The following is a 25406-nucleotide window of genomic DNA, read 5'->3' as shown; positions in this document are numbered from 1 at the left end:
CGGCTACTGGCCCCCGTCGGCACGATCGGCGGTCCCCAAGAGCAAGATTCGGTGGCTCCCACGACTACGAATACTCACTGACGGCGATATCCACGCCGTCGGCTTTCACGGCACCATCGGTCGGGCTGAGCAGGCCGAGCACGATATCCACGAGGGTTGTCTTCCCTGCACCCGATGACCCGACGAAAGCGACCGAGCTCCCTGCGGGGATGTCCAGATCGATTCCCCTCAGCACGTCGTGCTCGGCTCCGGGGTAGCGATACCGGACGCCGTCGATCGTGAGCGACTTGGTGAGCGTCATCGGTACGTCCTGCCCGGGTTGCGCCTCCTCCGCAGACTCACCTGCTCCTCGCAGTTCTTCCTCGACCAGGAGGACCGACGCTCTACCGATTCGGAAGCCATTCACCGCCCCCACGAGGGAGGAGATGTTTGGCAGCAGCCGGAATCCTGCCGCGACGAAGAGCGCCAGCGAGCCCACAGCCTGGTTCTCGGCACCGGAGAGGAAGCTGACGGCGAGGAGAGCCCCGACCCCGAGGATGAACAGGATCTCCAAGAGATACTTGGTGATCGAGCTGAAGAAGTTGCCTTCGCGCGCGGCACGCTCGTTCAACAGGAGACCGTTGGTGAAGCGCCCGATGAAGAACTTCGCGGATCCGCGGACCTTGACCTCCTTGAAGCCCTGCAGGCCCTGGAGGCCTGCGATGGTCGCCGCCTTCGAACCCTCCATGATGTCCTCGCCGACCTGCGAGAGACGAGGACGGACGATCCGAAGATATGCGAGAGCCGCAAAGCCGAAGTAGAGGATGGCGAGGAGTGCCTGCACCGGGGTGGTAACGAGCAGCGCAGCAACGATCGCGGTGACGGTGAGGCCCGTCGAAACGATCGTGATCACCGAGCTCACCGAGCCGAAGACCTGCCCGACTGCCGCGTTCATGGTGCGGATCGACTCGCCGATGTTCCGACGGCGGAACTCCGCCATCGGTTCACGAAGGAATCCACGGAAGAGCCTGGTGGACATCTCTACCCGCTTGTCCATCACGAACCCGGACTGCCACCAGACGAAGGCCACCGCGAGGACGTCCTTCAGGATGAAGAGCCCCACCACGACACCGACGAGGATCATGCCGAACGTTCCCCGTCCCGGTCGGCCCAGCAGATCCCACACCATTCCGGTCGCCCCGTCATCGAGCGGCGCCCCGGTGGCGATCTGGACCAGCGGGAGCACGGTCACGATCGCCACGGTCTCCAGGAGTGCAAGGGCGCCCGAGAGCGCCGCGGCGATCACGAGTCGCCACCGTGTCGGTCGATCGAGAAGCCGCAGCAGGAGGCGAAGCGTCCCGGTCTTCCGCTCGTCCCGCGCCTCGGGCGTTTTCGGGCTCTGCTGAACTGTCACCGGGACGCGCTCCTTCTGAGGTCATCAGTAATCGTGCGCAGCTCGGCATGGAAGCGCTCCTCGGAGAACTGCTCCGCTCTCGCGCGGATAGCGTGGGCATCGAGCTGGGAGGCCCTGGAGAAGCGCTCGATCGCATGGCGGATCGTGCTGGCCTCCGGAGAGTCGAAGAACTCTCCGTTAATGCCGTCCTGCACCGTATCGAGGTACCCGCCCGCACGCAGCGCGATGGTCGGGATTCCATGAGCTCCCGCCTCGAGCGGCGTAAGCCCGAAGTCCTCGTGGCTCGCGGCGATCAGCGCCGTGGCATGGGCGTACGCCCACCGCATTTGCGCGTCAGACAGCCCCTCGACCAGGCGTACATTCGCGGGCGCCATCTCCAATAGTCGCTGCTTCTCTGGCCCACGGCCGATCACGAGCAGCCGTCGCCCCGGCATGTCGCCGAACGCCTCGATGACGGCGTCGACGTGCTTGTACGGCTGGAGCCTCGAGACCACCAGGTAGTGGCCGCCTTCGGTCCCGTCTTCCCCGGCCCACCCGGCGAGAGCCGGGATCGGTTCCTGCTCTCCCTCGGCGACGGCGGGGCTGAACGGCGGGAACAGTGTGGGGGCGTCGATCCCGTAGACGCGCTGGATCCGTTCACGCACGACGGACGAGTTCGCAAGGTACTGGTCCGCCGTCCGTGCGGCGCGCTGGTCCCATCTCGTGAGGTACGGAGTGAGCGCCTTGAGCGCGATCCGCTTCGGATCGAGCGGGCAGGCTTCACCGAGGTAGTCGTCGGGCAGGTAGAGCCAGCGGGCTGGCGAGTGGCAGTACACGACCTTCCGACCGCTCGTCGGGAAGGCATGCGCCCATCCAGAGGACGAGGCGATCACGACATCCGCATCGACCCTCATCCGCGACGAGGCTGAGGCGAGGAGAGGCAAGGCGATCCGGGGATCCCGCCGGAACGCGCCGATGCGGTTCAGACCGCTGGTGCGGATCCGCATCTCCCGGAATTCCGGGTAGGTCTGCTCCGGCTCGTAGAACAGCGTGTGGATCTCCGCCTCGGGGAACGCCGTGGCGAGGGAGAGCACCACTCGCTCCGCTCCCCCACGCTGCGTGAGGTAGTCGTGAGCGATCGCGATCCGTGTACTCATCGGGGTCTTCCCCCATCGTCGTCGGAGCGCTTCGCCCCTGCCAGGCCGGCTCCCTCGACGGCGAGTGCGACGAGCTTTCGACCCACGGGAGTCGGGACAAGGGGGAGCATTCGGTCCACCCACCCAGCTCGTCGCTCCACCGCTCGCCTGCACTGCATGGACGACGCGGTGAGACGAACCGCCGCCCCCCAGAGCCCGTCTCCGGCTGCTGGTGACCCGATCGGAGCCTCCGGGTGCAGCCTTCGGAAGGTCGCACGTGCCCCTCCTGCTTCGAATGCCTTCACCGCGCGGACACGGGCTGTGCGGGCCGGCCCGTGGTGCTCTGCCGTCGCGGCCTCCACCACCTCGATCGGAAGGCCCGCAGCGTGGAGCCTGTAGCCGTAGTCGACGTCCTCCCAGCCGTAGCCCTTGTACCTGTCGTCGTAGATCCCGATCGACTCCCAGGTCTCCCGGGTGACCGAGCAGCTCGCGGCCCAGAGTCGCCACCTCTCGGCCGACGGCCGGCTGAGTACGTGGGCGAAAGACCTACTCGCCGCGTCCTCGCCGTAAGCGCGTGCGTATCGGCTGGGGACATGGATGTCCCGGGTCGGGCCGACGACACCGACGGTCCCGCTCGAGGTGTGCGCCTCGACGTGCACGGCGACATAGTCGGGTGGGACAACGAGGTCGTCATCACAGCGGATCAGCACGTCACCGCGAGCTGCCTCGAAACCTGCATTCAGCGCGCCGACGCGCCCGCGATTCTCCGGGAAGACGATGCTGCGCAGGTCGAGCCTCGACTCGTTCTCGAGAAGCGCCACCGAGCCGTCATCGACACCGTCCACGACGACGATGACCTCGAAGGGAGGCGTACCGCTCTTCTGGGCGGCCAGGCTGTCCAGCAGCAGCGGCAGCCGATCCACTCCTCGGTACGACGGGACGATGACGGTCGCATCGACCTCTCGCTTCCTCGTCACCGTACCCCGCCCTTTCCCGCTCTCGCTCGTGAATATTCACGCCAGCGGACGACCATCGGCTTCAGATACGGCTTGGCCCGACCGATCGCTTCCTGGCGCAACGCCCTCACGGACCGCTCCGTCCTACTCATCGGCGACCTGACGGTGACGCTGTACTTGTCCAGCAGTTCCTCGGGCACGAGCTCATGCCCAACGTGGAATCGTTCAGCAAACCTTGCGATTCCGAGCGGCTTGTCCCGATGCCCGCAGAAGTGCATGACCGCAGCCTCGTCCAACGAGTTTTCGTAGAAATGGCCCCGCGAGTTCAGCTCGCGGTGTCCGACTATCGTCGTCTCCGAGATGAGGCCGGTCTCCTGCAGCACCCACCACATCTGGTCCTGATCGCCGCCGGTGAAGACGCCATCCCGCGTGTCATCCCACCAGTCCCTGACAGCGCCGAGGTCCGCGTTCCACATGCGGTCCAGCAGTTGCTCGCCTCGGCTGTCGTTCTTCAGGAGGATGACTCCGGTGTTGATGCGAGACCAGAAGCCGTTAGGTTCCTCCGGTCCTTCCGCGATGACGAGGAACTTGCCCTCGGACTCGGCAGCATCGACCAGCTCGGCGATCGTGTTCCGGGTGAAGTCGGTGAAGAACGCATCATCATCAATCCATGCGATCCAGTCATATCTGGGCAGGATCCTGCGGAGGATCGTCGTCTTGTAGAAGAACTTGTTCGTCACCCCCTCGCCTAGACCGATCTCCAAGCGGTAGTCCAGCCCATGCTCCTGGGCGTAGATCTGGTGGTTCACATAGGAGCGGAGCCGAACCTCATCGCCTCCTGAGACCAGACAAACTCTCTGGTCACGCATTTCGTCCTCTTCCTGCAGTCGTTACGTCGAACCGTCCTTTCATCGACCCGAGGAGCTCGGCAACTCTGCGGGATCCGGCCCGCGGGGAGTAGCACGTCTCCCAGCGTGCGCGGCTGTTCTCGAGAGTTCGCCCGGACGCGTCCAGAGAAGCGAGTGCCCCGCGGATGATCTCGGCAAGGTCTGCAGAGTTACCTCGTTGAGCAATCCACGGGAAGTGCTCACCCGCCACTTCAGGAAGTGCGCCGGCATCCGAGATCACGAACGGCACCCCTCGCGCCATCGCCTCAGCAGCAACGAGCCCGAACGGCTCCTCCCACACGGAGGGGAACACTGCCAGGTCCACCTGGTCGAAGAACTCTTCCCGGCGCACCCAGCCAAGAAGGTCCACGGCTCCCGTGAGGGGCTCGAGGGTGGCCTGGATCTCTCGATCGTCTTCTGAGTCCCCGAACCTGTTCTCGCCGGCGAGGACCAGACGCACCTCGCACTCCGACCGTGCGATCACCTCGGCCATCGCGCGAGCGAGCACGTGCACGCCCTTGTCCTTCGTGAGGCGGCCGAGGAACCCCACGCGGAGCAGCCCTTCAGGTCGAAGCTCTCTGTCCAGGAAGGCGATGTCTTCGGTCCAGTTCTCCAGCACCTGAGTGCCGGGGATCCGGGAGGCCATGAAGCGCGAGGGGACCAGGACCCGTGCAGCGCCGAAGCGACCGATCCGGGCTGCGACCGCGTTCAGTCCGGTGGGGAGGATGTGCAAGTGGGCGATCCTCGGCCCCATCCCGATCGTCGCGGCGGTCGGCACCAGCCCGTTGCACCACAGCGGGACCGTGAGGTTCCGCAGCCGCCAAGCGGCGAGCGCGCGCATGTACCCGAGTCGGGTTGATGCTTTCAACGGCACCACGTCGAAGCCGCGCATTCGTGCCTCGTCGAGCAGCTCTCCTGGCGCGGTCGGCGCCAGCACCGTCACGTCGATGTCCATCGACCGCAGCGCTGTCGCGATGTTGAGCAGCATGACCTCGCCACCGCCCATGTCGCCGTTGTTCGTGGCGATCGCGATCGTAGGAAAGCTCACCGAGCTCCCACCTCGTCCGCCGAGGGCTCGCCCGCCATCGATCTGTCCCGCGCACGCGCATGGGTGTACAGAGCGATGGCGATGACGAGGGCCCACTGGAGGGTGAACAGCACCTCGCCGAGGCGCCAGGCGCAGATCAGCGTGGTCACGGTCGCTGCCTGGGCGACGATCTCCTGACGGCTCAGCTCGCGAGTGAACGGGCGCAGAGCGAACACCACGGTCACTCCGAGAACGATGAGCAGCCACGGCCACCCGCCCTCGACCAGTGCCGTCCAGTACGAGTTGTGGAACAGCCAGACCTTACCCGGGTCATCGTCGAACACCACGTAGGCTTCGCCGAGTCCCGAGCCGAAGAAGCCGGCGTCGTGCACCTTGACCTCGGAGGCCGCGTCGATCCGACTGCGCAGCAGATCCGATCCCTCTCGATCCGAGAAGACCCCGATCTGGGAGTAATCTTCCGCGACCTGGGACACGCCGATCACGATCACGATCCCCAGCAGCCACCGCCCGAGGACCGACAGCTTCGGCGCCAGGACGATCCATCCCACCCCCGCCGCGAGAGCGGCGATCGACGTGCGAGAGCCCGTCTCCCAGACGAGGACTCCGATGAGGAGGACCAGCAGCACCCTCGCCCAGCGACGCTCCACCACAGCGAGCATCAGCACCCCGAAGACGACATAGGCCATGCCCGCCACGTTCTTGTCCTCGAAGAAGCCCGAGAGGTATCCCCCGTAGTTGTCCGGCGCGAACCCGCTGTAGAACGCGAATGCGTTGAACAGCATCCCCACGCCGAGACCTGCCAGACCGGAGCGGAAGTCGATGCGGCCCGAGGCGAGGACCGTGAGCAGTACCGCCGTCAGAGCCAGCCTGATCAGCCGTCGCTTCCAGTCGAACGCGAACTCAGAGGGATCCGCGAACATCGAGATCAACCCGATGTAGAACAAGCCGATCACCAGCAGCGGCACCAGCATCTGCAGCCGGCCGAGCTCCACCTGCGGCCGACGGCTGATCGCGAGCAGGATGATCCCGACCATCACTACCTGGTTGAGCGGGATCGGCAAGCCGAACATCGATCCCTCGAAGATCAGGCCGAAGAACAGCACGAACTCCGGGATGCGCAGTTTCCCGACCGCAGACAGCACACCCGAGGTCTCGGTGCGCAGTCGGGAGCCGATCGCGGTGGCGGTGCGGTCGATCGTCGCCTCCCGTGCGGCGGTGCGGTGGCTCATGCGGCCACCTCCCGGTACACGTCCGCGATCGCCGCGGTCATCTCCGCGACGGTGAGCCCGTGCTCCGCAGATACGGGCCGCGCCGCGAGGTCGAGCCCCTGCTCGACGATCCGCGCGGCCACGGACTCCGGCAAGCGCGCCTCGTCTGCCGTGACCAGGCACCGCCCCGGCAGGATCTCTCCGTTCCCGCCCACGTCGGTCGCGACCACGCCGAGGCGGTGGGCGGCGGCGTCCAGGAGCGTGTACGAGAGGTTTTCCCAGGCGGAGAGCTGGACGACCACGTCGTGGGCTCGCAGTGCCTCGCCCGCATCCACATGGCCGGGGAAGTCGATCCGGTCCTCGAGGTGGAGGGAGTAGGCGAGGGTGCGCAGCGCGCCCTCCTCCGTTCCGCGGCCTGCGATCGTGAGTCGGGCCTCGGGGTGCTCGCGGGCGACGTGGGCGAAGGCCTGCATCAGCTGGTCGATGTTCTTCTCCGGGGCGAGGCGCGCGAGGGACAGCACGCGCAGGGCCGCGCGGGGCTGCGGGGTGGGCTGCGGGGCGTCGACGCCGTTGCGGATCACAGTGAGCTTCTGCCCGCTCCCCCACTGCGCCGCGACCTGCGCGGCGGTGGAGTCGCTGACGGCGATCACCCGGTCGGTGCGCAGCAGGCGGGCGCGATGCGCACCGGCTTTCACCCGGGCCTGCAGGTCGCCGGACTGGTAGTAGCCGCGGACCCCGGAGATCCCGTGCTCGGTCGAGATTAGACGGATCCGCTCCCCGCGGCCGGCGCGCAGCCCGGTCACCGCCGCGACCCCGGCGAGGTCCGCGAAGGCGAGATGGGTGTGCAGCATGTCGGGGCGCAGGCGCTGCAGGGTGCGGCGGATGGCGCGCACCGCGACGGCGGTGCCGTCGGCCGGGGAGACCGGCCCGGTCACCACGGGCGTGCCCTGAGCGCGCAGTGCCTCGGCGAGCGGCCCCACGGGGCACAGCACCACGAGCCGCCAGCCGGGGATCCCGGCACGGGCGGCGTCGAGCACATGGCGGGCCACGCCGCCGAGGTCGGCGACGGGCACGCACCACAGCGCGAGCGCCTCCTCGACGAGCCCTCCGCTCAGAACCATTCCTGCAGCCGATCCAGGGCCACGAAGAAGCCCTCTCCGTTGTTGACGTGGCCCTGCCAGATCTCCGGGATGAACGGGGCGTTCGGTGCCAGGCGGTCCAGGCGCTCGGCGAGGTCACGGAAGTCCACCTCGCCCTCGCCCACCTGCACGCCCTCGCCGTCCACACCCACGGCGTCCACGATGTGCAGGTGCTCGATGTGCGGGCCCATCGCCTCCACGTACTCGCTGAAGGGGCGCTTGGCGAAGTTCGCGGCGAGCTTGGTGTGGGACACGTCCAGGGTGAGGCGGCGCCCGTAGGTCTCGCAGAACCAGGCGGTGTCCTCCGGGTCCATGAACAGGTTGTGGAACTGCTGGCCGCCCATCAGCCACGGGAACGGCGGGAGGGTCTGGGCGGTGAGCCGCACACCGGCCTCGTCCACCTGCTCCAGGGCCTTCTGCACCCGCTCGTACATGGGCCGGCGCTCCTCGGGGCGCACGTGCCGGTCCGGCAGGAAGCCGCCCATGGTGACCACCACGATCGGGTCCTGCTCGCAGATGAAGTGCTCGCGCAGATCGCGGGCCAGGTCCACCACGCGCTGCACCTCGTGGATCGACCGCTCACAGACCGCCTCGTTTGGGGAGGCCAGGTCGATCAGGAAGTCGCCCGGGTACAAGTCCGGGGCGTGCACGGTGAAGAACTGCTCGAGCTTCTCCCCGGGGGCGAAGAACTCGCCGAGGTCGAGGTCCATGTCCTTCGCGCTCTGGTGGAACTCGAGGAAGTCCGGCTCGGAGACCTCCAGCAGGGCGCGGAAGTCGTGGAAGCGCACCGGCAGCCCCCAGGGGCGGCGGAAGCTGTAGCCGCTGCGCTGCCGGGGCCGGCCGGCGAGGTCGCCGGAGTAGAAGAAGTCCCCGGCGGGCACGTCGCGGTGCAGGGTGGTGCCCACCAGCGCCTCGCGCTGGTTGGGCTGCAGGCCGCGGCCGGGGCTCTTGACGTCCACGTCCGCGGCGGTGACCACGGCGCCGGAGCACAGGTCGCGGGCGGCGACCAGCGACTTGGCGAGGTTCACGCGGTTCATCAGCTCGCCGGTGGAGAGTGCGCGCGGGCCGTCGGTGCCCAGCGCCTCCTCGACGTCGCGGATCTGGCGGACCATCTGCGCCAGCTCGTCGGGCAGCAGGGAGACCTTGTGGTCGTTGCCTTCGAGGTTCTTGTCCACGGTGACATGCTTCTCGATGATGTGAGCGCCGCGGGCCACAGCCGCGACCGGCACGTGCCAGCCGCGCTCGTGCCCGGAGTAGCCCACCAGGCCGTCGCCCAGCTCGGTGAGGCGGTCCATGTACCGCAGGTTCACATCCTTGTAGGGCGCGGGATAGGTCGACTGGGTCTGCAGCAGCGCGAACGGGGCGCCCTGGCCGCGCAGCACCTCGACGGCGCCGGTGATCTCCTGCTCGGTGCTCATGCCGGTCGAGACGATCATCGGCGCGCCGAAGCCGGCGACATGCGCGAGCAGGTCGTGGTTGGTGAGGTCGGCGGAGGCAATCTTGTAGCCAGGCACGCCGTAGCGCTGCAGGGCGTCGGCCGAGGGCAGGTCCCAGGGCGTGCAGATCACGTCGACCTCGCGCGTGGCGCAGTGGTCGAACACGCGGTACATGTCTTCGACGGAGAGGGAGTACTTGGCCAGCAGGTTCATCGTGTACTGCGGGCCGAGGTCCTCGCCGGCGCTCGCGGCGCCGCCGGAGCGGTACAGCGCCGCCATGTCGCGCAGCTGGAACTTCACCACGTCCACGCCGGCCGCCACGCAGTGGTCCACGAGGGTCTTGGCGAGCTCGACGTCGCCCTGGTGGTTGTTGCCTATCTCGCCGATGATCAGGGCGGGATGGTCCTCGCCCACGGTGCGGCGGCCGATGGTGAGGGTGCGCGCGCCGGGGGTGGCGACGGCGACGAGGCGGCCGCGCGCGTCGAGCACGGGGATGCGGTCCACGCCGTCCCGGAACAGCGGGGTGATCTCAGCGACCGGGGTGCCCTCGGGGACCGAGACGAAGCGCGGGTTCGCGGCCTCGACCGCGGGCGCCGCGAGGTCGGGGGCGGTGTGCTCCACGAGCCAGCGGCGGATGTCGCCGTCGCTGAGGGTGCCGCGCACGACGCCGTGCTCGTCCAGGACGAACGCGACCCGGGCCTTGTTCGCGCTGATGCGCCGCAGCGCCTCGAGCACGGTCGCGGTGACGTCGACCGTGTAGGGAGCGGTGGTGCGGTCCAGGATCACGAGGTCCTCCATCCGAGGCGGGCGAGCATGCTCTCGGCGGCGGCCACGTCGGTGAGGGTGTCGATGTCCACGCCCTCCACCTCGTCCAGCACGAACAGGTCCGTGCGCCCGCCGATGCGGTTGTTCTTGGTGCGGTAGATGTGCGGCGCCGTGACGTAGAGGCTGCCGTTCTCGAAGTAGTGCATCTGCTGCGCGGTCAGCTCCTGGCGGCGGGGTCGGGCGTCCACGTCGTAGGCGGCGCGGGCGCTCTGCCCGGGCGTTTCCGGAAGGCGCCAGAAGAACGGCGACTCCGGCACCACGCCCACCAGCGCATCGACGCCCTTCTCGCGGAACATGGCGAGCGCCCGGCGGATCGTGTCCGGGCGGCGCACGGGTGAGGTGGCCTGCAGCAGCACCACGGCGTCCAGCGCCGTGCCCTCGGCCTCGACCACGTCCATGGCGTGCAGGACCGTCGGCTCGGTGGGGGCGTCGTCGGTCGCGAGCTCGGCGGGGCGCTGGATCACGCGCGCGCCGTGCGCGGCGGCGACCTCCGCGATCTCCGCGTCCTCCGTGGAGACGGCGACGATCACGTCATCGTCCTGCTGCGCCTCGAGGGCCTGCGCGATCGTCCAGGCGATCAGCGGCCGCCCGCCCACGCTCAGCAGGTTCTTGCGCGGGATGCCCTTGGAGCCGCCCCGCGCGGGAATCACGACCAGGGCGGTCATCGATACCACTCCCCCGTCTCCACGCGATCGGCGATCTCCCTCAGCGCCACCGCTGTGCCGTTGCGAAGCACCTTCACGCGTGTGCGCAGGGCGAGAGACTGACGTACCCGAGCCCCAAGTTTGGGGGCCTCGTCGCGCTCGGCTGAGACGCCGCGAAACGTCGACTCCGCCGTCCAGTACGCCAGGTTCGGTAGCAGGACCTGCACGTCCACGTGTGCGTACTGGGAGATCCGCCACCAGTCATCTGCGAGCCACGCTGGCCCTCCGGTCGAGTCCGCCATCTGGGCGTATCGTCGTGCCGCATCGCGACGGACGACGTACAGCACGGCACCCCAGAGCACACCGGAGTAGTGGCCGCGGCGGTAGGTCCGGCCGCTCGAGCTGCGAAGGCGTGTTGCGAGAGGCGAGAGGAACAGCTTCCAACCGTTCGTCTCCACGGCCTGGCGGCTGCCTGCGATGCCTTGCGGATGAGCGAGGACCACGATCCCCAGGCCACGGCTCGTCTCCATCAGCCGGCTCAGGATCTCTTCGAAGTCATCCCCGAGCTGGGCATCGTCCTCGGCGACAACCAAGAAGTCGTCGTCCGATCCTTGCTCTTGAGCGAACTCGCGCATGACGCCGAGATGGCTCAATGTGATCGCCTTCTCGGGAGCGCTGGTCTCCCGCCCGTAGAGCTCCGAAGCGCGACGCGAGTTGAATCCTTCGACTCCCATCCCGTAGCGGCCGTCCACGGCGGGGAACACCTCGAACATGTCGGCCCCGGGGCGTGTGAAGAACTGCGTCAGACGGTCGGAGTCGGGGAGCGCGATGACTCTGTACTTCGTGATCCCCGGGATCCGTGAAGAGCTGGTTACTCGCGTCGGGGTGGGCTGCGCGGTCATAGCACGTCCTTGAGAAGGCTGACGATCGGCGGGTACCCACTCGCGGTCTGTAGGCACCGCGGCGGAAGCCCCTTCGAGTCTTCCCGGGCGAGGAGTGCGTCGAGAGTGCTCATCCGGCGCCCTCGAGGATCTGGGCGATGAGGCGGGAGGGCTCGTCGGCCCCGGTGGCCAGCGCGGGGGTGGGCTCCCCGCCCCAGCGGCGCATGTCGTAGCGGTCCCAGAACTCGCGCACCCAGGCGGGCACCTTCTCGCCGGCAACCCAGGAAGGGATGCCACGAGCGGCGGCCTCGAGCACGCCGGTGGAGAAGATCCCGACCACCGGGGCTCCCACCTCGTGCAGCGGGATCGACGTGTCCTGGAACTCGACGCCGCGGCGCATCATCAGCGTGTGCGCTGCGCGGGAGCGGACGTCCACCTCGGAAGGATGCGGGCGGTACAGCGCGCCCTCGGCGCGGCAGAAGGACATCGCGATCCCGGCGGTGAGGCGGCGCGGTAGCTCGGCGCCGTGCATCTGGCCGAGGAACACGGGCTTCTGCCCGGTCACGTCGCCCTCGCTCTCTTTGCCGGCCTGCCATAGCAGCTGGGAGCCGACGGTGCGCACCTCGACGTCGTCGCGGCCGGAGCGGTAGAACTCCGCGTCGGCGTCGCTCCAGGCCAGCAGCGTGGTGCGGGGTGGCAGCGGCGGGGCGTAGGGAGTCAGGGCACCGTGCTGGACCACGGCGGAGGCGGTGTCGGTGGCGAGCGCCCATTCGTGCGCAGCGCGGCCCGCGGCGAGGTGCTGGCCAAGGGTGAGCACGGCGCCGATCCCGCGCCTGTCCAGCACGACGGCGAGGCGGCGGCGCTGCTCCTCCTCCGTGGTGGCGGGTTCGATCCGCTGATGGGTCCACTCGTCGCCGGCGAGCTCGGGCAGGTCGAGGCCGGCGGGGCTGAGCACGTCCACGCCGATGCGCAGGTAGGGCAGGGAGGTCAGCAGGCTCGCGCGGGAGGTCGGGGAGGCGGAGTCCAGGCCGATCAGCAGGCGGGTGCCACCCTCTCCCTCGCGGGAGTGGAGCACCAGGCCGGGCATCTGCTGGGTTCCGCGACGCGAGCGCACCGCACTGGTGACGGCGTGCTTCACCTGTCGGGCGCGGTTCCGCGTGCTCTGCCATTCCCGCCAGCGCTCCAGGGAGCTAGGGTGGATCAGTCCTGCCACAGCGAATCGACCTCCTCGAGGCGATGATCGAAGGTGTGCTCGGCGAGGGTGCGGCGCCTGCCGGCTTCTCGCATCCTCTCCCCCCAGGCCCGGTCCTGCAGGGCGCGCCGTCCAGTCGTAGTCAGCCCGGGGCTGCTCACCGTCTGCTGCCGGCAGGTGCCAGAAGAACGGGGACTGGGGCAGCACGCCGATCAGGGAATCGCAGCCGCTGTCGCGGAACTGCGCGACGGCCCGGTCCAGGGTGCCGGGCAGGCGCACGGGTGAGGTGGCCTGCAGCAGCATCACGGCCTCCAGGTCGATCCCCTGCGCTTCGGCGACGTCCATGGCGTGCAGCAGCACCGGCTCGGTAGCGGTGGAGTCCTGTGCCAGCTCCATCGGCCGCTCGATCACGCGGGCGCCGTGTTCACGGGCCACGCGGCCGATCTCCTCGTCCTCGGTGGAGACCGCGACGATCAGGTCGGACTCCTCGGTGGTGGCCAGCGCCTGGGCGATCGTCCAGGCGATCAGCGGCTTGCCACCCACGGGCAGCAGGTTCTTGCGGGGGATCCCCTTGGAGCCGCCGCGCGCCGGGATCACGCACAGCACACTCACTCAGGACCTCCAGGGCCTGCCGACGGGACAGGGCCGGCCGACGGGCCCGGCTCCTCACCCGGGAGTGGATCGACCAGACCCGCGATAGCGACGGCCGGCTCCCCGGTGCCGATGGGCAGGGCCGGGGTGGGGTCCCCGCCGTAGGGCTTCATGCCGTAGCGCTCCCAGAACTCGTGCACCCAGCGTGGGGCGCGCGGCGCGTAGGCCCAGGCTGGCACGCCGCGGGCTGCGGCCTCGAGGATGCCGGTGGAGAACACCGCGACTACCGGCTCCGCCACCTGCCGCAGCGGCACATCGGTGGGAGCGAACTCGATGCCTCGCCTCTGCCACACCTGATGCTGCAGGCGCGAGAGCACGTCCGTCTCGGAGGGGTGGGGACGGTACATCGCGTCGTGACGGAGGCAGAACTTCTGCGCGGCGTCGCCAGTCACCCAGCGCGGCAGCTCCGCGCCGTGCAGCTGGCCCAGGAACACAGGAGTTCGGTCCACCGGGACAGCGGTGGTCTCGTGCCCGGCGCGCCACAGCAGCTGCGAGCCGACGACTGTCGTCTCCACGTCGTCGCGTCCGGCGGTCCAGAAGTCGGCGTCGGCCTGGGTCCAGGCCAGCAGGCGCGCTCCCTCCGGCAGGGGCGGGGAGTACGGGGTGAGTGCGCCGTGCTGGACCACGTAGTGCGGCACGCCGAGCTTCTGGGCGATACCGTCAGCAAGGGCGCCGGAACTCAGGTGCGCGCCCAGGCTCATCACGGCGTACGGGTCCACGGAGGTGAGCACCGCGCCCACGTCGGCCGGGAGGTCCCGACGGGACCAGTCCTCGGCACCGGGCAGGCCCACATCCATGCCGCGTGGGGCAAGCACCGCCACATCACCGCGGCTATAGGGGATCACATCGGCCACAGAGGCGACCGAGGTGGGGGACGCGGAGTCCAGGGCGATCAGCAGGGGCTTGGTGCGGCCGTCCTCCACCAGCAGGTCCCCGTCGGCCGAGACCCGGCGGTACAGGGTGACGCGGGGGATCTCCGGCTCGGTGCCGCGCAGGCTGTTCACTGCTCCGAAGACTCGGTGCTTGGTGCGGCGCAGCCGCTGCCGGGAGGCCTGCCAAGCCGCCCAGTCCTCCATCGATCGTGGGTACCTCAGCGCCATAGTGCGTCCACCTCCGTGATCCGATGGTCGAACGTGTGCTCCGCCAAGGTACGGGCCCGCCCCTTCTCCCGCATCCCCTCGGACCACACGCGGTCCTTCCGGGAACGTTCGCACAGTTCAGCGAGGTGGTCGAGGTTCTCCCACACCTCCACCTCGGTCCCCACATCGTAGAACCGAGCCACCGATGCGCGGTCCTCGAGGGACACCCCGGCCATGCCGGGCACCTCGAAGGTGCGCATGGGGTGGTCCGTCTGAGGGCCGTGGATGTTCACCGAGGCCGAGGACTCCCCCACCACCTGGTACGCCTCGGTAAGAGGGATGTCGCGGGAGGCGGGGATCGAAGGGCGCTTCCAGCCCCAGGTGCGCAGGCGGTCCATCGGGTGGTGCGAGAAGTCCCGGCCCCAGGCGTGCACCGGCAGGCCGCGATCGGTGAGGTCCTGCAGGATCCGCACCCTGTCGGCGTGGGCTGCGCCCACGAAGGCGATCCGGTCCACCCGGCGGCCGGTGGGCTGCGCACGGTGCGGGTCGAAAGCGTCAGGAACCCAGGTGGCGTCCACGCCGTGCTGCTCGCGCAGCATCGCAGCCTCCTGCTCGGAGTAGGAGACCACCGGCCCCAGCTGTGCCAGGAACTCGGGGGTGTAGGGGTGGCGGTGCAGGTCGTCGTACAGCCACAGGATCCGCGGGATGCGGTGGGCGTCCAGGTGGGCCCAGAAGCGGTCGTCCAGCATGTCGCCCTTGATCACCACGACGCCGTCCGGGCGGGCCTCGGTGAGGGCAGCCAGCACGGAGTCCGTGACACGACGCTTCTCGCGGCCGGCATGGTCGCCGGGCAGGTGCAGCTTGCTGGGCAGCTCCACGGTGGCCTTCAGGCGCGCCTTGTCCTTCACGGTCACGTAGGCGTCGTAGCGCAGGGTCACCACCTCATGCCCCGCCCGCTCGAAGGCCTGCGCGATGCTGGTGGCGTAGTCGTGAAAGGTGGGCGTGACCAGCACAATCTTCCGGGGAACGGTGGCGCTGGTCCTACCGGTGGCGTTCATCGTCGGTTCCTCTCGGCGACGGTTCCTCGAGCCGCATCGGAGATGACGCCCCACTGCTCGCGGAACGCAGCCAAGGGAGCGACGTCCCGCCCAGCCACTCTGCGCCCGGTGTTCCAGGCGAGATTGGCGAGGGTGGCGGCACGCAGACCCGTACGAAGGGTGCGGGGGCGCCCGTGCAACCGCGCGTAGCGGTCGCGGCCGGCCAGCAGCCATTGCCGCCGCCGGCCCTCCCCACCGGAGGAGCCGCCGCCCACGTGAGTGACGGTGAGGTCAGCGTCGTACAGGGAGGGGACGCCGATCGCGCGCAGGCGACGCTGCAGGTCCACCTCCTCGGCGTACATGAAGTACAGCTCGTCCAGGCCCCCCACCTCACGCACCTGCGCCAGGGGCAGCAGCATCACGGCGCCGCTCACCCAGTCCACGGGGATCATGCCGGTGCCGCGCTCGGCGGCCATGTCGTGGCCCACCGCGCGGTGCAGCACGTCGCGGTGACGCTGGGAGGCCAACGGAACCAGCCACTCGACCACCTGATGGCTGGTGGAGGGGAAGATGCGCGCGGCGTACCCGGAGCGGCCCTGCTCGTCCTGATTGCGGCAGCCGACCACAGCCGGCTGCCACGGGGCAGCGTGCTCCACGATGTCGCGGGGAAAGCCGTCAGGGATGCGCAGGTCGGAGTTCAGCACCAGCGCCAGCTCCAGATCTCCCAGCGCCTCCAGGCCCGTGTTCACCGCGGCACCGAAGCCACCATTGCTCTCACGGCGCACCAGGTCAACACCCGCGGGCAGCGCGGAGGCGTCGATCGGCTGAGGAGAGGCATCGTCCACCAGCACCACCCGCGCAGGGCGGTCCTGCTGCGGCACACCCTCCCCCACCAGGGAGTTAAGCAGAGGCAGGACAGGCTCGACCGGCCCGTGCACGGGGATCACCGCACCGAGCCGGGAGATCACTTCCGGTCGTCCTCGTCAGGGGCGGCGGCACGCTTGCCGCCCCGTGCGCGGTGGCCGTGCTCGGTTGCAGGGTCCTCATCGGCCGCGAGGGTCTCCGGAACGGGTGCGGAGATCACATCGTCCGGGACCTCCAGCTCTGCCGCCGGTCCCGTCTCCAAGCCGGCCGCCGAACCGTAGGCGTAGCGCTTGGAGCTGTCGCCGTAGGGGGAGTAGCCGTACTCGGCGTCTCCGTAGGCGATGCGCTTCAGGCGGCTGGTGGAGGCACGGTTCAGCACCACGCCAAACACCTTGCCGGAGACGTTGTGGATCGAGTCGATCGCGCGGCGCAGGCCTTCCACGCGAGTACGGCCTGTGACCGCCACCAGCACTGCGCCATCGGCATGGCGGGACAGCAGCTGGGCGTCGGTCACCGCCAGCACCGGCGGGGCGTCGATCACCACGAAGTGTGTGCGCGACAGCTCCTTGATCAGCTCGTGCATGCGGCGCGAGCCCAGCAGCTCCGAGGGGTTCGGAGGGATCTGCCCAGCCGGCAGGACCGACAGACGAGTGCCCGGGATGGGCTGCACCACGTCCTCCACGCTCACCGCGCCGGCCAGCAGCTGGGACAGGCCCACGCTGCCATCCAGGCCGAACTGCTTGGCCACCTGGGGGCGGCGCAGGTCTGCGTCGATCAGCAGGGTGGGCTGGCCCGTGCCGGCGATCACGCGGGACAGGTTGCCGGAGACCACCGACTTGCCCTCTGCCGGGGCGCTGGAGGTAACCACGATGGAGCGGGGCGGATTGTCCACGTCCACGAAGCGAAGGTTGGTGCGGAACTTCCGCAGCGCCTCGCGGGCCTGGAAGGTCTTGGGCTCGGGCAGGATGCCGCTCTTGGGGCGGGAGAAGTCCTTCACGTCCGGCAGCACGCCGAGGACAGGCACGTTCACCTCATCGGCGAGCTGGTCCACGGTGCGCAGGCGTGAGTCGTTGCGATTGCGCAGAACGGCCAGCGCCATCGCCGCCAGCAGGCCCGCCGCGGCACCCACAGCGGCGTACCGAATACGGTCCGGGGAGACGGGGACACCGGGGGTAAGAGCCGTCTGGTACGGGACCAGCTGACTGCCGGTGCCGGGCTCCAGCTTCTCGGCCTCCGCGGCGACGGCCTCGATGGAGGCATTGGCGATCGCGCTGGCCTCTTCTGGGCTGCCGGCCGAGGCGGTCACGGTGATGATCGGCGCGTTCGGGTCCAGCGAGGTGGCCAGAGACCCGGCCACCGCATCGGGGCTCGCGTCCATGCCGAGTTCATCGACAATGGTCTGACCCACCGCGCGGGTCTGGAACAGCGGCAGGAAGAACTGCGCCTTGGAGTACTGCCCCTGGGTGGAGTTCACCGGGTCACTGCCCGCGGCACCACGCACGAATCCGAGTGCACTGGCCTGGTACACCGGCGCCTTCGTGTAGGAGAAGCCGTACCCGGCCGCAGCACCGAGCACCGTGAGCAGCACCAGCAGCAACGCGTTGCGCAGCAGCAGCCGGAGGAAATCCTCGATGGTCACTCAGTCGCCCTTCCCTCAGCAGTACGCCATCACCGCCTGGCGGAGGCGGGCGGGCGATCGGTCCTGTTCATCCTAAGGTGCACCATCGGTAACCCGGCCCGACAATCCCAGAGAAAGCAGACACATCACGGGAGTGGGCGCACCGGGGCCAGGCAGCACCGGTCAGCCGCACCGAGACGTGTTCTTTCATGGGTATTCCGTCGGATACCCCCGAAACACCACGTCTCGGTGCATGCGGACGTCGACACGTCAGGCACCGGGACGCCTGGAGGCCGCCAGTCCACGAGGCCCGCGGATCAGCAGGCCAACAGGTCAGCGGGGGATGTTGCGGATGTTGGAGGCGGCCATGTCCACCATCTTGCCCACGCCGCCGCCGAGCAGCACCTTGGTGGAGGCGGTGGCGAAGCCGCGGATCTGCTGCGCGGTGATCTTCGGCGGCATCGAGAGGGCGTCGGGGTCGGTGACCACGTCGATCAGCATCGGCCCGGGGGTGGCCAGCGCCGCAGCGAGGTCCTTCTTCAGCTTCTTCGGGTCGGTGATGCGCACCGAGGGGATCCCTGCACCCTGGGCGACGGCCGCGAAGTCCACCTGCTCGTGGTCGGTCTCGAAGTCCGGGATGCCCTCCACCAGCATCTCCAGCTTCACCATGCCCAGGCTCGAGTTGTTGAACACCACGATCTTGGTGTTCAGCTCGTGCAGCTTCACGGTGAGCAGCTCACCCATCAGCATGCCCAGGCCGCCGTCGCCGCTCATGGAGATCACCTGGCGGTCCGGGAACGCGGCCGAGGCGCCGATGGCCTGCGGCAGCGCATTGGCCATGGTGCCGTGGTGCCAGGAGCCGAACAGGCGGCGCTTGCCGTTGGGGGTGATGTAGCGGGCGCCCCACACGTTGCACATGCCGGTGTCCACCGTGAAGATCGCGTCGTCATCGGCGAGCTCGTCCAGGGTGGCGGCCACGAACTCGGGGTGGATCGGGGTCATCTTCTCGACGTTCTTGGTGTACGCCGCGACCACCCCGGTGAGGGCCTTGTGGTGCTGCTTGAGCATCTTGGACAGGAAGCGGTTGGACTTCTTAGCCTTGATCAGCGGCAGCAGCGCCTGGATGGTGAGGGCCACGTCGCCGTGCAGGGCCAGGTCCAGGGGCGCGCGGCGGCCCAGGCGGGAGGCGTCGGCGTCGACCTGCACCAGCTTCGCGTCGTCCGGCTCGGGCAGGAACTCGCTGTAGGGGAAGTCGGTGCCCAGCAGGATCACCAGATCGGCCTCGTGCATCGCCTCGTAGCAGGCGCCGTAGCCCAGCAGGCCGTTCATGCCGACGTCGTAGGGGTTGTCGTACTGGATGATCTCCTTGCCGCCGAAGGCGTGGCCGATCGGGGCCTTGAGTGTCCCGGCGAGCGCCAGCACCTCCTCGCGGGCGTCCTTCACGCCGGCGCCGACGAACAGGGTGACCTTGTCGGCCTTGTTGATCAGCTCGGCGAGGCGGCCCACGGGGCCCGGGGCGGGCTGGACGGCGCCCAGCTCGGTGGCGAGGTCGCGGGTCAGGGGGCCGGAGACCTCCTCGTCGGCCACGTCACCGGGCAGCACCAGCACCGAGACGCCCTGCTTGGCGATCGCGGTCTGGGCGGCGATGTGCAGCAGAGTGGCGCCGTGCTCACCGGAGTTGACCATCTCGCAGAAGTGGGAGCACTCGCGGAACAGGATCTCCGGGTGGGTCTCCTGGAAGAAGCCGGTGCCGATCTTGGGGCTGGGGATGTGCGAGGCGATCGCGAGCACGGGGGCGTTGTCGCGGTGGGCGTCGAACAGGCCCTGGATAAGGTGGGTGTTGCCCGGGCCGCAGGAGCCGGCGCACACGGCGAGCTTGCCGGTCAGGCGTGCCTCGGCGCCGGCGGCAAAGGCCCCGGCCTCCTCGTTGCGCACGTGCACCCACTCGATGCCGTCTGTGGTGCGCACCGCGTCCACCACGGGGTTCAGCGAGTCGCCGACCACTCCGTAGATGCGCTCCACCCCCATGTCCCGCAGCTGGGTGACGAGAAGCTCGGCGAAGGTGGTGGTGCGTGCCATGGAAGGACTCCTTGTGATGTCGACAGGTTTGCCTCGAGCCTAACGCCGCCACCTCCACGGCCGCCGACCGGGTGGTTCCGGGCAGGGGTCCCCGGGTCGCTACCCCTTTGCCGGTCGTCCGGCGCCAGCTGTAGCCACAGGCCCGTCGGCCCCTCCGCCCTCGGCGTCGTCACGGAGCAGGTGCACGGTCTGCACGCGGCGGTCGTCCATGGCGGTGACCTCGATGCGGCCGCCGTCCACCGGCACCTCGTCGCCCACCTCGGCGATGCGGCCCAGCTGCGCCATCACGTACCCGCCCACGGTCTCGTAGCCGCCGGTGTCGGGCAGGGAGATGCCGGTCTGCGCCTCGAACTCCTGCAGGATCAGGCCGCCGTCGATGTCACCGCCGGGCACGGCGAGGCGGTCGGGGTTGCCGGGGCTCCAGGCGTCGGCGTCGAACTCGTCGTAGATCTCCCCCACCAGTTCCTCCAGCAGGTCCTCGAGGGTGACGATGCCGTCGGTGCCGCCGTACTCGTCCACCACCACGGCGATCTGGTCGGCCTGGGCGCGCATCCGGTTCAGGGCCCGCAGCACCTCGACGGTGCCGGGGATGTGCTCGATGGGGCGGGCCAGGTCACGCAGCCTGGTGGTGGCGGGGTCGTCCACCAGCAGCATGTCGCGCACGTGGGCGAAGCCCAGCACGTCGTCCACGTCCTCCCCGGTAACGGGGTAGCGGGAGTAGCCGGTGGAGCGGATCTCGCTGCGCACCTGCGCCACCGTGTCGTCGCCGTCCAGGAAGTGCACCTGGGGGCGGGGGCGCATCACCTCCACCACGGTGCGCTCGGAGGCGTCGAACACGTCGGCCAGCACGCGGGACTCCGCCTGGTCCAGGGCGTCCGAGCTGCGCACCATGGAGCGGATCTCCTCGGCGGAGACGGCCTCGCGGTCGGCATCGGGGTCGCCGCCCAGGATCCGCACCACCAGGTTCGTGGAGGCCGAGAGCAGCCAGATCACCGGGCGCATCAGCTTCCCGAACACGCTCAGCGGAGGCCCCACGATCCTGGTCATCGCCAGGGCGTTCTGCATAGCCAGGCGCTTGGGAACCAGCTCGCCGAGCACCAGGGACAGGAACGCCACCACCAGGGTCATCCCGATCAGGGCCACGGTGCCGGCGGTGGCCTCGCTGAGCCCGGCATCGACCAGGTACGGCACCAGGGACGGGGCGATCGTGGAGGCGCCGTAGGCGGAGGAGAAGAACCCGGCCACGGTCACGCCGATCTGCACGGCAGAGAGGAACAGGTTGGGGTCGCGCACCAGGCGGGCGGTGCTCTCCCCGCGCGCCCCGCTCTCCTCCAGCTGCTTGACCTGCGACTCGCGCAGGTTCACGATCGCCATCTCGGTTCCGGCGAACACGCCGCCGATCAGCACGAAGAGCACGACGAGCGCGAAGTTGGCGAGGGCGGTCCAGTCCATGGGTTAACGGTATCCCTCGGCGGTGATCAGCCCTTGATCGCCCCGAAGATGACGCCCTTGGTGAAGTGCTTCTGCACGAAGGGGTACACCATCAGGATCGGCACCAGCGCGAACACCACGATCGCCATCTTCACCGCGAGGCTCGAGGGCTGCTGTGCACTGCCCACACCGGCCGGGGTGAGCTCCGAACCGGGCAGCTCCACCCCTTCCAGCACGTAGGAGCGCAGCACCATCTGCAACGGCCACTTGCCGCTGTCCTGCAGGTACAGCATGGCGTTGAAGAACGCGTTCCAATAGCCCACCCCGTAGAACAGGGCCACCACCGCGATCACCGCGGTGGACATCGGCAGCACGATGGTGGTGAGGATGCGGAACTCCCCGGCGCCATCGATGCGGGCCGCCTCCAGGATCCCGTTGTCGATGCCCATGAAGAAGGCACGCAGGATCAGGATGTTGAACGCCGAGACAGCGCCCGGCAGGATCAGCGCCAGGTACGAGTCGATCAGGCCCAGGCCCGAGACCACCAGGTAGGTGGGGATCATGCCGGCCGAGAAGAACATCGTGATGATGAACAGGAACAGGATCGGCCGGTGCAGCAGCGAGTCGGTGCGGCTGAGCCCATAGGCCGCCATCACCGACACCACGGTGCTCAGCAGCGTGCCCACCGCCGTGACACCCACACTGACCAGGATCGACTTGGTGACCACGCCTCCGCTGAGGATCGCGCTGTAGGCGCTCAGGGTGAGCTCGCCGGGAATCAGCACCATGCCGCCGGCCTCGTTGATCGTGGCATCGGTGGACAGCGAGGTGAGCACCACCGTGTACAGCGGCAGCAGCACCGCCAGGATGATCAGCCCCAGCACCGCCGTCTTGCCGGCGGATTCCAGGACCGTGGGCTCCTCGTCCCAGGCGGGACGCTGGGCCTTCGCGCGCTTCTTCGGCGAACCGGGGCCGCCGGGCCCCGTGGACAGTGGTCCGTCGCGTCGGCCCAGCCAGCCGCCGGTTCCGGGGGTACGACGGGACCCGTCGGCCGCCTGCTCCCCACCGGCGCCCTGCGCCACGGGCGGGGACTGGTCGGCGAAGCCGGAGCCGGGTGAGGTGGCGGTCATCGCTTCTCCCTCCGATAGACACCGGCTTCACCGAAGGCGTGGGCGAGCTTGTTCGCACCCAGCACCAGCAGCAGCGAGACGATGCCCTTGACCAGGCCGGCGGCGGCCGCGTACGACCAGTCACCGCCGATCACGCCCTGGTAGTACACGTACGTGTCCAGCACTTCGGCAGCGCCCGGGCCTACGGCTCCGCGCTGCAGGATCAGCTGCTCGAAGCCGACGGTGAGGGCATCGCCCAGGCGCAGGATCAGCAGCAGGATGATGGTGGGCCGGATCGCGGGCAGGGTGATTGAGTATTCGTAGTCGTGGGAGCCACCGAATCTTGCTCTTGGGGACCGCCGATCGTGCCGACGGGGGCCAGTAGCCGCCGCGGTGGGGACCACTGGCTCCCGCCGGCATCGGGTCACTGGGGCAGTGCGGTGTGTTCTCGCATGTTCCTGTCGCCGGTGTCGATCCAGATTGTGTTGTGCACGATGCGGTCCATGATCGCATCGGCGTGGACTGCTCCACCGAGCCGGGCGTGCCAGTCCTTCTTCGGGTACTGGGTGCAGAACACGGTCGAGCCGGTGTCATAGCGGCGCTCGAGCAGTTCCAGCAGCATCGAACGCATTCCCTCGTCAGGATGGTCCAGCAGCCACTCGTCGATCACCAGCAGCGAGAACGTGGAGTACTTCCGCAGGAACTTCGTCTGGCCCTGCGGCTTGTCCTTTGCCAGGGCCCAGGCCTCTTCGAGGTCGGGCATTCGGATGTAGTGGGCTCGGAGCCGGTGCTGGCAGGCCTGCTTCGCCAGCGCGCAGCCGAGGTAGGACTTCCCTGAGCCGGTGAAGCCCTGGAAGACCACGTTCTGTTGCCGCTGGATGAAGGAGCAGGTTGCCAGTTGCGCGATCACGTTCCGGTTCAGTCCCCGTTCCTCGACCAGATCCAGCCGCCGCAGGTCCGCTCCGGGATAACGCAGCCCCGCCCGGCGGATCAGACCCTCGACCTTTCCATGATTGAAGATGGAATGCGCCTCGTCCACGATCAGCTGGAGCCGTTCCTGGAACGACATCCCCAGCACGTGAGCCTCATCCTGGGCATCGATCGCGTCCAGCAGCGCGGTCGCGCCCATCTCGCGCAGCTTCCGCTTCGTGTCGTTATCGATCACGCTCACCGGACACCTCCGGCGTAGTAGTCGGCGCCACGGACGTATCCGCCGTCTTCCGCGGGTTCCTCGCGGGGTGGACGCAGGGCGGCGACCTTGTCCTGCCCGGTGGCCAAGATCGGGTGCAGATGCGCATAGCGCGGTGAACGGACCCGTCCCGTCAGCGCGAGTGCGCAGGCCGCCTCGACCCGATCTACGGAGAAGCGGCGAGAGAGCCGTAGCACCGCCAACGCGGGATCCAGGCCCTGTTCCACGATCGGCACGGACTCGAAGATCCGCTGGATCACGATCACCGTGGCCGGCCCGACCCGATCTGCCCACGCCCGCACCCTCTGCGCGTCCCAGGCCTGGAAACGCTCGCCCGCAGGTAGGTCCGCGTCGTTGGTGCGGTACTCATTGCTCGCGGTCTCCGGGAGCAGCAGGTGACTGGTCAGTCGCTGGCTGCCCTGATAGATCTCCAGCGTCCGGGCCGTGATGCGCAGATCGACCTTCGCGCCGATGTGCGCGAACGGCGCGGAGTAGAAGTTCCGCGCGAACGTGACGTGCCCGTTCCTGCCCACTCGTCGTCCGTAGTGCCATGTCGAGATCTCGTAGGGCACCGCCGGCAGCGGCGTCAGCAGCGGCCGCTCCTCCGCGTCGAACACGCTGGCGCGGGATCCGGGCCGCTTCTGGAACGGCTCCGCGTTATAGGCCTCCATCCGCTGCCCGATGGCGGCTGCAAGTTCGGGCAGGGACGTGAATCGCTGATCCCGCAGCCCGGCGATGACCCAGGTCGCGACGTGCGCGACGGTGTTCTCCACGCTCGCCTTGTCTTTCGGTTTCCGCACCCTCCCCGGGAGCACCGCCGCCGAGTAATGCGCTGCCATCTCGCGATACGCATCGTTCAGGACGATCTCGCCCTCGCGGGGGTGCTTCACCACACCGGTCTTGAGGTTGTCCGGAACGATCCTCGGGACCGTCCCGCCCAGCGCCTCGAACATCGCTACGTGCGCTCGCAGCCAGGACTCCTGGCGCATATCCAGCGCCGGGAAGCAGAACGCGTAACGAGAAAAAGGCAGGCAGGCAACGAACAAGAACACCTTCGAGACCTCGCCGGTGACCGGATCGGCCAGCTCCATCGTGGGGCCGGACCAGTCGACCTCCACGCTCTGGCCGGCCTTGTGACCGACTCTCGAAGCGGCACCGGTGACCATGACGTGGTGCTGGTAGGTGCGGCAAAACCGGTCATACCCCATCGCCGGATCCCCAGCCGCCGTGGTCGCGTCGAAGTACTCGCCGTGCAACAGCTTCAGCGTCACGCCGACCCTGGCCATCTCTCGATGGACCTGTTCCCAGTCCGGCTGTGCGAACACGCTCTCGTGCTCGCCCCGGCCCGGGAACAACCGGGCATACACCTGCTCATCGGCGACGTCCGCGATATCGCCCCACCCGATCCCTGCAGCGTCAGCGGCCTCGAACACCGCCCTCACGGACTTGCGGGACATGCCCTGCGAGGACGAAATCGCTCGCCCCGACAGACCTTCTGCGCGCAGCTGGAGCACCAGCTTCGCCCTGATCTTCCGTACCATTCCAGATTGCTCCTTCCGCCGCGTGCCCTATACACACGGCGGAAGGAGCGTAGACAGAGCGGCCCCAACGACACCACTGGTGGT

Annotated in this window: 20 protein-coding genes and 1 pseudogene; all 21 read right to left on the bottom strand. The window is 68.8% G+C overall.

Features of this window, described 5'->3' with window-relative positions:
* Window positions 1–64 precede the first annotated feature (64 nt).
* The gene (locus JOD52_RS00215) at window positions 65–1393 is read right to left on the bottom strand and encodes an ATP-binding cassette domain-containing protein (protein WP_204408405.1); all 1329 of its coding nucleotides are present in this window, start codon (window positions 1391–1393) and stop codon (window positions 65–67) included.
* The gene (locus JOD52_RS00210; RefSeq protein WP_204408404.1) at window positions 1390–2529 is read right to left on the bottom strand and encodes a glycosyltransferase; all 1140 of its coding nucleotides are present in this window, start codon (window positions 2527–2529) and stop codon (window positions 1390–1392) included. The genes JOD52_RS00215 and JOD52_RS00210 overlap by 4 nt, the downstream gene beginning before the upstream one ends.
* Window positions 2526–3485, bottom strand: a complete 960-nt coding sequence (locus tag JOD52_RS00205; RefSeq protein ID WP_204408403.1) for a glycosyltransferase — start codon at window positions 3483–3485, stop codon at window positions 2526–2528. The genes JOD52_RS00210 and JOD52_RS00205 overlap by 4 nt, the downstream gene beginning before the upstream one ends.
* Window positions 3482–4273, bottom strand: a complete 792-nt coding sequence (locus JOD52_RS00200) for a hypothetical protein (protein WP_204408402.1) — start codon at window positions 4271–4273, stop codon at window positions 3482–3484. Before JOD52_RS00200 ends, JOD52_RS00205 begins: the two co-directional genes overlap by 4 nt.
* Window positions 4274–4325: 52 nt before the next feature.
* Window positions 4326–5357 carry a glycosyltransferase family 4 protein gene (locus JOD52_RS00195; protein ID WP_420887410.1) on the bottom strand — a complete coding sequence of 344 codons (1032 nt, stop codon included), beginning with the start codon at window positions 5355–5357 and terminating at the stop codon, window positions 4326–4328.
* Window positions 5358–5395: 38 nt separating this feature from the next.
* On the bottom strand, window positions 5396–6628 hold the full coding sequence (locus tag JOD52_RS00190; protein WP_204408400.1) for an ABC transporter permease: 1233 nt from the start codon (window positions 6626–6628) through the stop codon (window positions 5396–5398).
* Entirely contained in the window at window positions 6625–7728 is a 1104-nt protein-coding gene (locus JOD52_RS00185) for a glycosyltransferase family 4 protein (RefSeq protein WP_204408399.1), read from the bottom strand. The genes JOD52_RS00190 and JOD52_RS00185 overlap by 4 nt, the downstream gene beginning before the upstream one ends.
* Window positions 7719–9968: an N-acetylneuraminate synthase family protein gene (locus JOD52_RS00180; RefSeq protein WP_376983566.1), complete on the bottom strand. Its 2250-nt coding sequence runs from the start codon at window positions 9966–9968 to the stop codon at window positions 7719–7721. The genes JOD52_RS00185 and JOD52_RS00180 overlap by 10 nt, the downstream gene beginning before the upstream one ends.
* Complete coding sequence (locus JOD52_RS00175; RefSeq protein WP_204408397.1) at window positions 9965–10672, bottom strand: acylneuraminate cytidylyltransferase family protein; 708 nt, start codon at window positions 10670–10672, stop codon at window positions 9965–9967. The genes JOD52_RS00180 and JOD52_RS00175 overlap by 4 nt, the downstream gene beginning before the upstream one ends.
* Window positions 10669–11553, bottom strand: a complete 885-nt coding sequence (locus JOD52_RS00170) for a glycosyltransferase family 25 protein (RefSeq protein WP_204408396.1) — start codon at window positions 11551–11553, stop codon at window positions 10669–10671. Before JOD52_RS00170 ends, JOD52_RS00175 begins: the two co-directional genes overlap by 4 nt.
* Before the next feature lie 109 nt (window positions 11554–11662).
* Window positions 11663–13336, bottom strand: coding sequence for an acylneuraminate cytidylyltransferase family protein (locus tag JOD52_RS17820; RefSeq protein ID WP_420887409.1), 1674 nt, complete (start codon window positions 13334–13336; stop codon window positions 11663–11665).
* Window positions 13333–14475, bottom strand: coding sequence for a hypothetical protein (locus JOD52_RS00150; RefSeq protein ID WP_204408395.1), 1143 nt, complete (start codon window positions 14473–14475; stop codon window positions 13333–13335). The genes JOD52_RS17820 and JOD52_RS00150 overlap by 4 nt, the downstream gene beginning before the upstream one ends.
* The gene (locus tag JOD52_RS00145; RefSeq protein WP_204408394.1) at window positions 14466–15512 is read right to left on the bottom strand and encodes a CgeB family protein; all 1047 of its coding nucleotides are present in this window, start codon (window positions 15510–15512) and stop codon (window positions 14466–14468) included. The genes JOD52_RS00150 and JOD52_RS00145 overlap by 10 nt, the downstream gene beginning before the upstream one ends.
* Window positions 15509–16459, bottom strand: coding sequence for a glycosyltransferase (locus tag JOD52_RS00140; protein ID WP_204408393.1), 951 nt, complete (start codon window positions 16457–16459; stop codon window positions 15509–15511). The genes JOD52_RS00145 and JOD52_RS00140 overlap by 4 nt, the downstream gene beginning before the upstream one ends.
* Entirely contained in the window at window positions 16456–17994 is a 1539-nt protein-coding gene (locus tag JOD52_RS00135) for a polysaccharide biosynthesis tyrosine autokinase (RefSeq protein ID WP_204408392.1), read from the bottom strand. Before JOD52_RS00135 ends, JOD52_RS00140 begins: the two co-directional genes overlap by 4 nt.
* 312 nt (window positions 17995–18306) lie before the next feature.
* The gene (locus JOD52_RS00130) at window positions 18307–20052 is read right to left on the bottom strand and encodes a pyruvate dehydrogenase (protein ID WP_204408391.1); all 1746 of its coding nucleotides are present in this window, start codon (window positions 20050–20052) and stop codon (window positions 18307–18309) included.
* 99 nt (window positions 20053–20151) lie between these two features.
* Entirely contained in the window at window positions 20152–21504 is a 1353-nt protein-coding gene (locus JOD52_RS00125; protein ID WP_204408390.1) for a hemolysin family protein, read from the bottom strand.
* A gap of 26 nt (window positions 21505–21530) precedes the next feature.
* Window positions 21531–22613 (bottom strand): carbohydrate ABC transporter permease, encoded by a 1083-nt coding sequence (locus tag JOD52_RS00120; protein ID WP_204408389.1) that lies wholly within the window; start codon window positions 22611–22613, stop codon window positions 21531–21533.
* A pseudogene (locus JOD52_RS00115) lies at window positions 22610–22909 on the bottom strand (sugar ABC transporter permease); the annotation flags it as partial. The gene JOD52_RS00120 and the pseudogene JOD52_RS00115, both read right to left, overlap by 4 nt.
* A 107-nt stretch (window positions 22910–23016) precedes the next feature.
* Entirely contained in the window at window positions 23017–23763 is a 747-nt protein-coding gene (locus JOD52_RS00110; protein WP_338124028.1) for an ATP-binding protein, read from the bottom strand.
* On the bottom strand, window positions 23760–25322 hold the full coding sequence (gene istA, locus JOD52_RS00105) for an IS21 family transposase (protein WP_204408388.1): 1563 nt from the start codon (window positions 25320–25322) through the stop codon (window positions 23760–23762). Before istA ends, JOD52_RS00110 begins: the two co-directional genes overlap by 4 nt.
* Window positions 25323–25406 lie beyond the last annotated feature (84 nt).

The organism is Brachybacterium muris, assembly GCF_016907455.1.
GTDB classification, from domain to species: Bacteria; Actinomycetota; Actinomycetes; order Actinomycetales; family Dermabacteraceae; genus Brachybacterium; species Brachybacterium muris.
The sequence above is the reverse complement of the archived record's forward strand: the minus strand, read 5'-3'. Positions and strand labels throughout refer to the sequence as shown.